This is a genomic window from Pseudomonas shiyinii (assembly GCF_056725765.1).
This window is the reverse complement of sequence record NZ_CM161522.1, coordinates 1991293-2004001: the sequence shown is the minus strand read 5'-3', so window position 1 is coordinate 2004001 and position 12709 is coordinate 1991293. Positions and strand designations below refer to the sequence as shown.

General features: G+C 64.3%; 10 protein-coding genes. 7 read left to right on the top strand and 3 right to left on the bottom strand.

Going from position 1 to position 12709, the window contains the following annotated elements; all coding sequences use genetic code 11:
* Window positions 1-22: 22 nt before the first annotated feature.
* From ACXHGZ_RS09140 to ACXHGZ_RS09130, 3 genes are all read left to right on the top strand, one after another.
* Complete coding sequence (locus ACXHGZ_RS09140) at window positions 23-613, top strand: cupin domain-containing protein (RefSeq protein WP_480464021.1); 591 nt, start codon at window positions 23-25, stop codon at window positions 611-613.
* Between the two features lie 117 nt (window positions 614-730).
* The gene (locus ACXHGZ_RS09135) at window positions 731-2038 is read left to right on the top strand and encodes a substrate-binding domain-containing protein (protein WP_480463450.1); all 1308 of its coding nucleotides are present in this window, start codon (window positions 731-733) and stop codon (window positions 2036-2038) included.
* A gap of 163 nt (window positions 2039-2201) precedes the next feature.
* Window positions 2202-3263 (top strand): TerC family protein, encoded by a 1062-nt coding sequence (locus ACXHGZ_RS09130; RefSeq protein WP_465002141.1) that lies wholly within the window; start codon window positions 2202-2204, stop codon window positions 3261-3263.
* 784 nt (window positions 3264-4047) lie between these two features.
* On the opposite strand, the gene ACXHGZ_RS09125 is transcribed toward ACXHGZ_RS09130, so the two are convergent.
* Window positions 4048-4989: an IS110 family transposase gene (locus tag ACXHGZ_RS09125; RefSeq protein WP_480464020.1), complete on the bottom strand. Its 942-nt coding sequence runs from the start codon at window positions 4987-4989 to the stop codon at window positions 4048-4050.
* A gap of 789 nt (window positions 4990-5778) precedes the next feature.
* Complete coding sequence (locus ACXHGZ_RS09120) at window positions 5779-7008, bottom strand: acyl-CoA dehydrogenase (RefSeq protein WP_480463448.1); 1230 nt, start codon at window positions 7006-7008, stop codon at window positions 5779-5781.
* Window positions 7009-7147: 139 nt separating this feature from the next.
* Between ACXHGZ_RS09120 and ACXHGZ_RS09115 the strand changes: the two genes are divergently transcribed.
* From ACXHGZ_RS09115 to ACXHGZ_RS09105, 3 genes are all read left to right on the top strand, one after another.
* A complete protein-coding gene (locus tag ACXHGZ_RS09115; RefSeq protein WP_480463447.1) occupies window positions 7148-8074 on the top strand; it encodes a LysR family transcriptional regulator in 927 nt (308 codons plus the stop codon).
* Window positions 8075-8260: 186 nt separating this feature from the next.
* Entirely contained in the window at window positions 8261-9415 is a 1155-nt protein-coding gene (locus ACXHGZ_RS09110) for a cysteine desulfurase family protein (RefSeq protein ID WP_480463446.1), read from the top strand.
* A 133-nt stretch (window positions 9416-9548) separates the two neighbouring features.
* Window positions 9549-10997, top strand: a complete 1449-nt coding sequence (locus ACXHGZ_RS09105; protein ID WP_480463445.1) for an MFS transporter — start codon at window positions 9549-9551, stop codon at window positions 10995-10997.
* Window positions 10998-11050: 53 nt separating this feature from the next.
* Here the strand turns inward: ACXHGZ_RS09105 and nfsB are convergent, their stop codons facing one another.
* Window positions 11051-11701, bottom strand: coding sequence for an oxygen-insensitive NAD(P)H nitroreductase (gene nfsB, locus ACXHGZ_RS09100; protein ID WP_480463443.1), 651 nt, complete (start codon window positions 11699-11701; stop codon window positions 11051-11053).
* 103 nt (window positions 11702-11804) lie between these two features.
* Here nfsB and ACXHGZ_RS09095 point away from each other — a divergent pair, with 103 nt between their 5' ends.
* Window positions 11805-12704, top strand: coding sequence for a LysR family transcriptional regulator (locus ACXHGZ_RS09095; RefSeq protein ID WP_480463441.1), 900 nt, complete (start codon window positions 11805-11807; stop codon window positions 12702-12704).
* Window positions 12705-12709: the final 5 nt, after the last annotated feature.

The window sequence follows — 12709 nt, the reverse complement described above, 5'->3', positions numbered from 1 at the left end:
ACGCCCAATGAGCGAGCAACCCATGACGCCGATGCCCGCCGCCGAAGCCGGTGGCGCGGCCCCGCATTTTCTCGGCACCCGCATCCGCGGCCTGCGCAAGCGCCGCGGCATGACCCTGGCGGAACTGGCCAAGCAGAGCGAACTGACCGCCGGCTACATCAGCCAGCTGGAGCGCAACCTCTCCTACCCGTCGATCCCGGCGCTGTTCAACATCGCCCGCAGCCTGGGCGTGACCATCCAGTGGTTCTTCGCCAGCGAGGCCAGCACCGCCCCGGAGGACCAAGGCTACGTGGTGCGCCGCAACAGCCGCCTGAGCGTGCATTACGAGGACGGCATCGTCGACCAACTGCTCACACCCCAGCCCAACCGTCAGCTGGAAATCCTCCACTCGCGCTTTCCACCGGGCACCTACAGCCAGGAGAGCTACAGCCATGAGGGCGAGGAAGCCGGGTATCTGCTGTCGGGCCGTTTCGAGTTGTGGGTGGGCGAGCGGTATTTCCAGTTGAACGAAGGCGACAGCTTCAGCTTCTCCAGCCAGGAACCACACCGCTATGGCAACCCCGGGGACGAAGATGCCGTGGTGATCTGGGTGATCACGCCGCCTACGTTCTGAGCCTTGGGGGCACCGCCAACCCGCTCCCCGAGGGCCGGCACAGTCGGCCTCGTTGTCATCTTCCAGTCACCGCCCTGTCGTAATCTGCGGCCCAACGCTATGCCACAGGTTCCCAGGATGCTCCGCCTCCTTGTCTTGTTGTGCTGCCTGCTGCCCCTGCCGGCCCTGGCCGAGCCGGTGCAGCTGCGCATTCAGGGCTCCAACACCATCGGCGCCGCCCTCGCCCCGGCCCTGGTCCGGGGCCTGCTCGAGGCCCAGGGCGCCACGGCCATCGAACAGGCGCCGGGCGAGCACGCCAACGAAACCCAGATCCGCGCCCTGAATGCCCAAGGCCAGCCCCTGCACATCGATATCGCCGCCCACGGCTCCAGCACCGGTTTCATCGCTTTGGGCGACGCCAAGGCCGACCTGGCCGCCGCCTCCCGCCCCATCACCGACAGCGAGGCCCAGCGCCTGCAGGCGTTGGGCGACCTGCGCGACAAGGCCTCGGAGCAGGTCATCGGCCTGGATGGCGTGGCCGTGATCGTCCACCCAGGCAACCCCCTGTCGCAGCTGACCATCACCCAGTTGGCGCAGGTGTTTTCCGGCCAAGTACAGCGCTGGGAGCAGTTGGGCGTGGCCGGCGGCACGATCCGCCTGTATGCCCGCGATGATCGCTCCGGCACCTTCGAAACCTTCAAGGCCCTGGTGCTGGAGCCAGGCCATCATGGCCTGGCGCCCCAGGCGCAGCGCTTCGAATCCAGCGAAGCGCTGGCCGAGCGGGTCAAGGCCGACCGCCAGGCCATTGGTTTCAGCACCTTGACGGCCGTGCATGGCGCCAAGGTCCTGGCTATCGCCGAGGGTGACGCCCCGGCCCTGCTACCGACCCGTGCCCGGGTGGCCAGTGAAGACTACCCGCTGTCGCGGCGCCTGTTCTTCTACCTGCCCGTCCACCCCACCCCGCTGGCACGGGCCCTGGCCGAGTTCACCCAGAGCCCGGCAGGCCAGGCGATCGTCGCCCGCCAGGGCTTCGTCTCCCAGCAGGTCAAGGCCCTGCCGGTGCCCAGCCAGGCGGACATGCCGGCGCGCTACCGCACCCTGGCCAGCCAGGCCCAGCGCCTGACCGTCAGCTTCCGCTTCCAGGCCGGCAGTGCCAACCTCGACAACAAGGCGCTGCGCGATGTCCAGCGGGTCGCCGACTACCTGCGCCAGGCCGGCAAGCTCGATCATCAGGTCGTGCTGGTCGGCTTTGGCGACCCCAAGGCAACGCCCGGGCGTGCCGCCCTGCTCTCGCGCCTGCGGGCCATGGCCGTGCGCCGCGCATTGGCCCGTCATGGCATCGAGGTGAGGGAAGTGGCCGGCCTGGGCGACGAATTGCCGGTGGCCGACAACGATCAACAAAAGGGACGTTTGCGTAACCAAAGGGTCGAAGTATGGGTGTACTGAAGGCTGGGCCAGCGGCGCAAAAAAATGTAACAGCCTGCCATTCGGCAGCGCCGGGAAACCGGTCTAGGCTCAAACCCATGTGATACCGGGCCCCTCTGACGGCTGCCGAGCCGCCATGTCGGATCACTGTTGCCATGCAACGTCGACATTCAAGGAGGGGCTCATGACGGCTCTGCTCACATTCCTCACCACCCCGTTCCTCGGTACCAGCGCCTGGTTGTGGCTGGTGTTCGTCGCCATCGTCATCGCCTTGCTGGTGCTGGACCTTGGCGTGCTGCACCGCAAGGATCGGGAAATCGAAATGCGCGAAAGCCTGCTGCTGTATGCAGGCTATTTCAGCGTGGGCGTACTGTTCGGGGCGTGGGTCTGGTATGAGCTCGGTGCCCAGTCGGCGCTGGAGTTCTACACCGGGTTCCTGGTGGAACAGTCGCTGTCGATGGACAATGTGTTCGTCATGGCGATGATCTTCGGCTTCTTCGCCATCCCCCGCCGCTACCAGCATCGGGTGTTGTTCTGGGGCATCCTCGGCGTGGTGTTCCTGCGGGCGATCATGATCGGCGTGGGCGCGGCGCTGGTGCAGCACTTCGCCTGGGTGTTGTATCTGTTCGGCGCCTTCCTGCTGTTCACCGGGGTGAAGATGGCCCTGTCGAAGGAAGACAGCCACCCCGACCTGGCCAACAACCCGGTGCTGCGCTTCGTACGCCGGCACATGCGGGTCACCGAGCAGATCCACGGCCCACATTTCTTCGTGCGCCTCACTCCGCCCGGCCATAGCACCGCCCTGCGCCATGCCACACCGCTGTTCCTGGCCCTGGTGCTGATCGAGCTGGCGGACCTGGTGTTCGCCGTGGACAGCGTGCCGGCCATCTTCGCCATCACCCAGGACCCGTTCATCGTCTACACCTCGAACATCTTCGCCATCCTCGGGCTGCGTTCGCTGTACTTCGCCCTTGCGGCGCTGATGCACCGCTTCGTCTACCTCAAGTACGCGCTGGCACTGGTGTTGATCTTCATCGGCTGCAAGATCTTCTACCACGGCATGGTCGGCAAGGTACCGGCGTTGCTGTCGCTGGGCGTGACGTTCGGGTTGCTGCTGGGCGGGGTCCTCTTGTCGCTGTTCAAGACCCGGGCCGCTTCCCCGTCCACGGCCCAGGATGGCGATGCGCGGCCGCCCAAGCAGGCCACTACCCAGGCGCCGCAGGAAGAGAAGACCGGAGCGCCCTGAACCCAACGAATGTGTGTCGCTGATCTGAGGGGGGCTGCCCCCCGATTACGATCGAAAGATCACCGTCATTCCTACTGAGTAAACGCCGCCAGCCCAGGCGCCGCCAAATGCGACTTCAGGAGGCCGAGTGGAAGCCTTGTGCAGGTGGGTGCCAGGCATGGATGCCTGGCAAGCGGCGTAGGGCCATGGATGGCCCTTCGCCGCGCCCCACCGGAGCAAGGCTGGAGCGAGGGAACCCCGGAGCGAAGCGTAGGGGCCGGATGCAGGAGCCAGCGTTTTTTGGTTACTTTTTGTCGCGTCTGACAAAAAGTGACCCGCCGTAAGGGCGGAAAGGTGATTCAGCGTCGCCCTCGCAAACAGACTGTTCGCTTAAATCAATACCAACGATTCCAGATTCAACAAACACCGAGCGCATGGGAACCGCGAAAACTCCATTCGCCATGGAGGCGCTGACTCACCTTTTCGCCTTTACGGCGACCTACTTTTGCTCTTGGGCAAAAGTAGGCAAAAACCGCTGGCTCCTGCATCCGGCCCCTGCGCCGCTTGCCGGGCATCCATGCCCGGCACCCACCTCCGTAATGCCTCCACTCGGCCTCCTGACGTCGCGTTTGGCGGCGCCTGGACTATCGCGTAGGAAAAGCAAGAGCAAAAGCGGCGGCGGCGAAAAATTATGCCGGTTGGTTGCCTGCCCGGCCCAATCGCCGGCAAGCCGGCTCCCACAGTGATTTCACAAGTCTTGAGAGCGGCGCAATCTCGGTGGGAGATTCTATGGTTTTGGGCAAGCTCAAACTGCCTTCGACTGGTATTCACTACCGCTTTTCAGCAGAGCGAATGCCAGCCGTGCCAGTTTGCGGGCAAGCATGACCAACGCTTGAGTCGTGCTAAAACCACGCGCTCGTTGAGCCTCATAAAACGCTTTCCAAGCAGAGGTGCGACGAGCCGACATCGCCGCATTGTGAAGTAACCGACGCGCCTCGGGATCGCCTCGTTTAGTGAGCTTGGAGAGCCCTTTCTTTTGTCCTGATTGGGCCACTCTTAAATCCATCCCGAGAAAGGCGATAAAGGCATCGCTATTCTTGAATTCTCCACGCTGATAAGACGTGACCAACCGGGCTGCGGTCAGAAAACCAATGCCCTCGATCTTCATGCACCGTTTGACTAGTGACATCAGCCCTGCCTCTTCGAGCAAATCCTTGATTAACTTCTCGAGCAGCAGCTCAAGCCTTTGCATTGATGCCAGGTGATTGTTAAACGCGGTCTTCAGCATGGGCTCATTGGCCCAGCTCTGGGTAAGTGCAGTACGAGCCTGCACCACGCCTGCGCGCCGTCTAAAGAGACTCAAAAGCCGACGATAGAGCGGTGGTGGGGGTGTCCATGGATGCAAGTCTTCGCATTCATTGCGCAGGTAGCGAGCCAACAGACGGGCATCGATAGCATCTGTTTTGGCTCTAACGTTAATGCCTTTGCGGTAATGGCTGAGTGCGTAACCATCGACCAAGTACACGGTGCACCCCGCCTCGTAGGCCAAATCCGCAAACAGTACGTGGTAAATATTGGTGGCCTCGATGGCTATGCGCACCCGAGCCGGCAGTGCCTTCAGCCATTTCTTGATCTCCGGCTTGGTATTAGGAATCGTGATCAGTTGATCGCGCTCCTCGTTGAAGATCACCAACTCACTCTTGGCGACATCAACACCGATAATCGCTTCGGCATTAGGTTCCGACATTGCCATTGGGCATGCTCCCCGATAAGGTTTGAGTACTTGAAGGGACCCACCCAGCGGCGCAGGCTTGTTACTTTCGTCGGTCGAGCCGGAAGTATTCTTTATCGGCGCTTGGGTGGAAGGGAGGCGGGGCGAAATCTCCCACGGTCTGTACTGCGGCAACAGTCAGAAGCTGGCGTTGTCCCTCCTCCCCCCTTCAAGTCCTACCATACAAGCTGGCGGAGCCTGGGCCGTATTTGCACGGCTGGCTTGTTTAGCACCATAGAATCTCCCACAGAGCTCAGTGGCGCCCGCTGTATCTCTGTATCTATGGGAACAACTGGTTTAATACTTCTCAGCCATGCCAATACGGCTCTTGCTTGTGATACGCGATAGCCCAGGCGCCGCCAAACGCGACGTCAGGAGGCCGAGTGGAAGCCTTGCGCAGGTGGGTGCCAGGCAGGGATGCCTGGCAAGCGGCGCAGGGCCATGGATGGCCCTTCGCCGCGCCCCGCCGGAGCAAGGCTGGAGCGAGGGAACCCCGGAGCGTAGCGTAGGGGCCGGATGCAGGAGCCAGCGTTTTTTGGTTACTTTTTGTCGCGTTTGACAAAAAGTGACCCGCCGTAAGGGCGGAAAGGTGATTCAGCGTCGCCCGCGCAAACGGACTGTTCACTTAAATCAATACCAACGATTCCAGGTTCAACAAACACCGAGCGCATGGGAATCGCGAAAACTCCATTCGCCACGGAGGCGGTGACTCACCTTTTCGCCTTTACGGCGACCTACTTTTGCTCTTGGGCAAAAGATAGGCGCTCACTGTCCGCTACGCAGCATCTCCCTGGGCACATACTTGCCGATCTCGTACTTGCCCACGGCCGCCCGGTGCACTTCGTCCGGCCCGTCGGCCAGGCGCAGGGTGCGCTGCATGGCGTACATGTACGCCAACGGGAAATCGCCGCTGACCCCCGCCCCGCCATGCAGCTGGATCGCCCGGTCGATCACCTTCAACGCCACGTTCGGCGCCACCACCTTGATCTGCGCGATCTCGCTGCGGGCCACCTTGTTGCCGACGGTGTCCATCATGTAGGCAGCCTTGAGGGTGAGCAGCCGCGCCATGTCGATCTCCATGCGCGAATCGGCGATCTTGTCGACGTTGCCGCCCAGCCGCGCCAATGGCCGGCCAAACGCAGTACGCGCCACCGAGCGCTTGCACATCAACTCAAGGGCCCGCTCGGCCATGCCGATCGAGCGCATGCAGTGGTGGATACGGCCGGGCCCGAGCCGCCCCTGGGCGATTTCGAAACCCCGGCCTTCGCCAAGGATCACGTTCTCATAAGGCACCCGCACCTGCTCGAACAGCACCTCGGCATGCCCGTGGGGCGCATCGTCGTAGCCGAACACCGGCAGCGGGCGGACGATCTTCACCCCGGGGGCGTCGGTGGGCACCAGGATCATGGAGTGCTGCTGGTGGCGTGGCCCGTCCGGGTTGGACAGGCCCATGAAGATCATCACCTTGCAACGCGGGTCGCAGGCACCGGACGTCCACCACTTGCGCCCATTGATGAGCCATTCGTCGCCATCACGTACGGCGGTGGCCGCCATGTTGGTGGCATCCGAAGAGGCCACGTCCGGCTCGGTCATGGCGAATGCCGAGCGGATCTCGCCGCGCAGCAGCGGCTCCAGCCACTGGCGCTTCTGCGCCTCGCTGCCGTAGCGCACCAGCACTTCCATGTTGCCGGTGTCCGGTGCCGAGCAATTGAACGGCTCGGGCCCCAGCAACGAGCGGCCCATGATCTCGGCCAGTGGCGCATATTCGAGGTTGGACAGCCCCGCGCCATATTCCGACTCGGGCAGGAACAGGTTCCACAGGCCCTCGGCGCGGGCCTTGGCCTTGAGCTGCTCCATGATCGCGGTGGGCTGCCAGCGGTCGCCCTCGGCGACCTGGCGCTCGAACACCGGCTCGGCGGGGTAGACATGGGCGTCCATGAACGCAGTGACACGCTCGCGCAATGCCTGGACCTTGGGCGAATAGGCGAAATCCATCGGGGCTACCTTCACAGGCTGGAGAACATGGGCCTGAGCCTAGAGCAACAGCCAGCCATCCACCTAGTCTATTTTCCGCGTGTATAAACATTCATAAGCAATATATGATCAGCCCATAACTCCAACAAAGAGCGGCGCCATGAACCTCAGCAAGGTCGACCTCAACCTGTTCATCGTTTTCGATGCCATCTACACCGAAGCCAACCTGACCCGCGCCGGGCAGATCGTCGGCATCACCCAGCCAGCGGTATCCAATGCCTTGTCGCGCCTGCGCGAGACCTTCAACGACCCGCTGTTCGTGCGCACCGCCCAAGGCATGGTGCCCACGCCCATGGCCCAGAACATCATCGGCCCGGTGCGCAATGCCCTGGCGCTGCTGCGCACCTCGGTGCAGGAAAGCCGCGTGTTCAACCCCCAGCAGGCGAACAAGACCTTCCGCATCAGCATGACCGACCTCACCGAGGCGGTGATCCTGCCTCCCTTGTTCCAGCGCCTGCGCCGCCTGGCTCCGGCCCTGATGATCGAAAGCTTCCTGTGCAAGCGCCGCGAGACCACCAAGGAACTGGCCGCTGGGCGCCTGGACTTTGCAGTGGATGCGCCGCTGAATACCGACCCGCAGGTGCGCCACGTCAAGCTCATGCAGGACCGCTTCGTCTGCGCCTTGCGCCCGGGCCATCCATTGGCCGAAGGCAAGCTGACCCTGGACAACTACCTGGCCATGACCCACATCCATATCTCCAGCCGCCGCAACGGCCTGGGCTATGTCGACCTGGCCCTGGGCAAGATGGGCGTACAACGCAAGATCGCCCTACGCTCGCAGCACTATCTGATGGCCTCCCAGGTGTTGCAGCAAACCGACATGGTGATGACCGTGCCGGAGCGCTTCGCCCGCCGTCATCAATTGCGTCATCTGCCGCTGCCGGTGGAAGTGCCGCCCTTGGAAACCCACCTGTACTGGCACGAAAGCACCGACCAGGACCCAGCCAACCGCTGGATGCGCGAGCAGATCACCGAGCTGTGCGAACGGGTGCTGGCAGAGGACGAAGCCGCGCCGGAACCCGCTTGAGCCTACCGACGACCAAGGCTATTGCCACGACATCTATCAAAACGTTCTACACACTCTGCACCGGATAGAAAATTTTTCTCCAATGGGAGACATAACGCGTTCACAAGGCAAAAAGTGTATCCGCAACGCTGGCTACGATGGCTCCATCGATCGCCACTTCCAGGCGACATGCACGGACTCGCCAACATGCCCAGCGCCCCGCTCTACTTCGATTACGCCGCCACCACCCCCGTCGATGCCCGTGTCATCGAGGCCATAGTCACCTGCCTGGGGCAGGATGCACATTTCGGCAACCCGGCCTCCAGCGGCCACGCCTACGGCCAGGCCGCCCGCGAGCTGGTCGAGCAGGCCCGTCGCCAGGTCGGCGAACGCGTGGGCGCAGACCCGGCCGAGCTGGTCTGGACCTCCGGCGCCACCGAATCCAACAACCTGGCGCTCAAGGGGATCGCCCAGGGTGCCGGGCAGCCGGGCCACCTGATCACCAGCCAGCTGGAGCACAAGGCGGTGCTCGATACCGCAGCCGAGCTGGAACGCCTGGGCTGGACAGTCACGCGCCTTGCGCCGGACTGCACCGGGCTGATCCAGCCACAGGCCGTGCAGGCGGCATTGCGCCCCGACACCCGCCTGGTGTCGCTGATGGCAGTCAACAATGAACTGGGTACGGTCACCGACTTCGCCGCCATCGGCGAACGGGTGCGAGCCCATGGCGCGCTGCTGCATGTCGACGCCGCCCAGGCCGTGGGCAAGGTGACGATCGACCTGGCCCGTCAGGCCGTGGACCTGATGTCGTTCTCGGCCCACAAGGCCTACGGTCCCAAAGGTATCGGCGCCCTGTACGTCGGCCCCCGGGCCCGCGCGTTGCTGCATGCGCAGATGCATGGCGGTGGCCATGAGCGCGGCCTGCGCTCCGGTACCTTGGCGACCCATCAGATCGTCGGCATGGGCAGCGCCTTCGCCTTGGCCGGCACGCCTGGCGACAGCGAACACCAGCGTATCCAGCGGCTCAGCGAACGCCTGCGCGAGAGGCTCCTGGCACTGCCGGGAGTCAGCCTGAACGGCTGCGCCGAGCAACGCGTACCCCATACCCTGAACCTGTGCATCGACGCCAAGGGCTTCAATAGCGCCGCGCTGGCGAACGAAGTGGCCGTTTCCTCGACGTCGGCCTGCAACTCGGCGGCCAACGCCGCGTCCCACGTGCTGCTGGCCCTGGGGCTGGACGAGGCGCAGGCACGCAAGAGCGTGCGGATCAGCCTGGGGCGCTTTACCCGCGAGGAGGATGTCGACAGGGCCATCGAGGTATTTGGCCGTGTGGTCATGGCGGCTTCGGCTGCGTTGTGGTGAGTCGGGTAGGTCTTGAGGTGGGTGGTGGCTGTGAGATCGAAGCCGGCACGCCGAACGCTTAAAAACATGAACTCTCCTCCCCGCCAGCGGCTCAACTGCCATGCGCACACTCGCCAGCAGACAGGAGCCTCTGGTGCCCCAACTCCAAACCGGTCGCGCCTACCGCACCGATATCCCCGCCCGCCTCGACCGCCTGCCCTGGACCCGCTTCCACACGCTGCTGGTCCTGGCCCTGGGCATCACCTGGCTGCTCGATGGCCTGGAGGTGACCTTGGCAGGCTCGGTGTCCGGCGCGCTCAAGGACAGCCCGGCGCTGCAGATGAGCAACACCGAGATCGGCCTGGCGGGCGCCAGCTACATCGCCGGGGCCGTGCTTGGCGCCCTGCTGTTCGGCTGGCTGACCGACCGCCTGGGCCGGCGCCGGCTGTTCTTCGTCACCTTGGTCCTGTACATCGGCGCCACAGCCGCGACCGCGTTTTCCTGGAACCTGTGGAGCTTCCTGCTGTTTCGCTTTCTCACCGGCGCCGGCATCGGCGGTGAGTACACCGCGATCAACTCGACCATCCAGGAATTTACCCCGGCCCGCTGTCGCGGCTGGGTGGACCTGACCATCAATGGCACCTTCTGGCTGGGCGCCGCCCTCGGCGCGGTGGGGTCGGTGGTACTGCTCGACCCGGCACTGGTGGGCGGTGAGCTGGGCTGGCGCCTGTGTTTCGGCATCGGTGCGGTGCTGGGCCTGGCGATCCTGCTGATGCGCCTGTGGATCCCGGAGAGCCCACGCTGGCTGTTGATCCACAACCAACCGGAACAGGCCGAACGTATCGTCGCCGGTATCGAACGCCAGTACCGCGCGCGCGGCATCGCGCTACCGGCCATCGAAAGCCCGCCCTTGTGCTTGTACGCCCGTGACCACACGCCCTTGGGCGAGGTCGTGCGCTGCCTGTTCGGTGCCCACCGGCGGCGGGCACTGGTCGGCCTGACCCTGCTCGGCGCCCAGGCGTTCTTCTACAACGCCATCTTCTTCACCTATGCCCTGGTGCTCACCGATTTCTACGGGGTGCCGTCCGAGCGCATCGGCTGGTACGTGCTGCCCTTCGCCCTGGGCAACTTCTGTGGGCCACTGCTGTTGGGCAGGCTGTTCGATGTATGGGGGCGGCGCCTGATGGTCAGCGCCACGTACCTGATATCCGGCGTACTCCTGGGCATCAGCGGGTACCTGTTCCAGCAGCAACTGCTCGACGTCACCCAGCAGACGCTGGCCTGGATGGTGATCTTCTTCTTCGCCTCCGCCGCGGCAAGCTCAGCCTACCTGACCGTGGCCGAAACCTTTCCGCTGGAGATCCGCGCCCTGGCCATCGCCGTGTTCTATGCCTTTGGCACGGGCCTGGGTGGGCTGGCCGGGCCAGCATTGTTCGGCGCCCTGATCGAGACGGGAGAACGTACGAACGTGCTGTATGGCTATTTGATCGGGGCCGGCTTGATGATCTTTGCCGCGCTGGTGCAGGCGCGATGGGGGACGGCAGCCGAGCGCAGGTCTTTGGAGCAGGTGGCACGCCCGTTGTCCCAGGCGCAGGAGGAATGACCGGCCAGGTGCACGACACCTGGCCGGTTTTCATGCGATGACCTGCCGCGCCCTCAGAGGAAGGTGAACACCTGCGACGCCGGCAAGCGCGACTTGCCGAGCCCTGCGTTGAAGTCATCCTCGCTGCGGTAACCCAGGCTCAGCACCACCACGCTGGTGAGGCCTCGTTCACGCAGGCCCAGCTCGGCGTCCAGCGCCTTGCTGTCGAAGCCTTCGATGGGTGTGGCATCCAGGCCATGGGCAGCGGCGCCGAGCAGCGCGGTGCCGAACGCCAGGTAGGTCTGCTTCTCCATCCAGTGCTGCAGGTCCTTCTGGTCGAAACGGTGCAGATTGACGTAGCCGCGACGGGTCTGGTCCTGGCCGGCCCTGGCCTGCTCGGTAGGGAAACGCCCGTCGGCGGCTTCCTGGGCCAGTACCGCCTCCAGGTGGGCTTCGGTCATGTCGGTACGGGCAGCGAAGACGATCACGTGGGATGCGTTGAGGATTTTCGGCGTGTTGTAGGCAAAGGCCTCGGTGGCCTTGGCGATACGTGCCTTGCCTTCGGCGCTGTCGGCCACCACGAAGTGCCAAGGCTGGGAGTTGACCGAGGACGGGCTGTGGCGCAGTTGCTCGAGCAGCGCGTCGATGGTCGCCTGGGGAATGCGACGGCTGGCATCGTAGGCTTTGGTAGTGTAGCGGCGCTTGGCCAGGGCAACGGTATCCATCAGGGAAACTCCTCAGGGGAACGGAATGTGCCGGGCATCTTATCTTTCCTGGGAAAAAGAAAAAGCGGCACAATGCAACAACACTTTCATCCCTGGAGTGAAAATGCTGCGCATCACCGACCTCGAACTGTTCGTGCGCAGCAGTGCACTGGGCAGTTTCACCGCTGCGGCCCTGGAGGCGGGCGTGCTGCCAGGGCAGGTGGCGGTGGCGATCAAGCGCCTGGAGCGCGAGCTGGACGTGCGCCTGTTCGCCCGTACCACCCGCAGCCTGCGCCTGACTGCCGAAGGCGAGCTGTACCTGCCCACGGCCCACAGCGTGCTCGATACCCTGCGCCAGGGCCGAGACAACCTGCACGGTGCCCATAGCACCCTGCGCGGTGTGCTGCAGGTGTCGGCGCCCTCGGACCTGGGGCGTAACATTCTGCTGCCCTGGCTCAGTGCGTTTCGCCGCGAACACCCTGATCTGAGCCTGCGCTTCTTTCTCTCCGACCAGATCGCCGACTTCGCCCGCGACCCGGTGGACGTGGCTATCCGCTATGGCCTGAACCAGGACGCCAACTACATCGCCCTGCCCCTGGCGCCCTGGAACCGCCGGGTCCTGGTGGCGTCGCCCGGCTACCTGGCGCGCCATGGCCGGCCACGCACGCTCGAGGAGCTGCAACAGCATGCGTGCCTGCTGTACCTGCAGATGGGCCGGGTGTACGACCGGTGGCGCCTGGGCAGTCGCAGCGTGCAGGTGCGCGGCCCGTTGTTCAGCGACGATGCCGATGTGGTGCGGCGCTGGGCCCTGGAAGGCGAAGGGATCGTCTACAAGTCGTGGCTGGATGTCAGCGCCAATGTGGCTGCGGGTGAGCTGGAAGTGCTGCTGCCCGAGCACCTTGGCGAACCGACGCCGGTGACGCTGGTGTGCCCGCACCGCAAGCAGCTGTCACCTGCCGTGTCGCAGCTGCACCTGTGGCTGCGTGAGCGCTTCGCCGCGCTGCAGCCACCCGGTGCGCCGTGACCGGC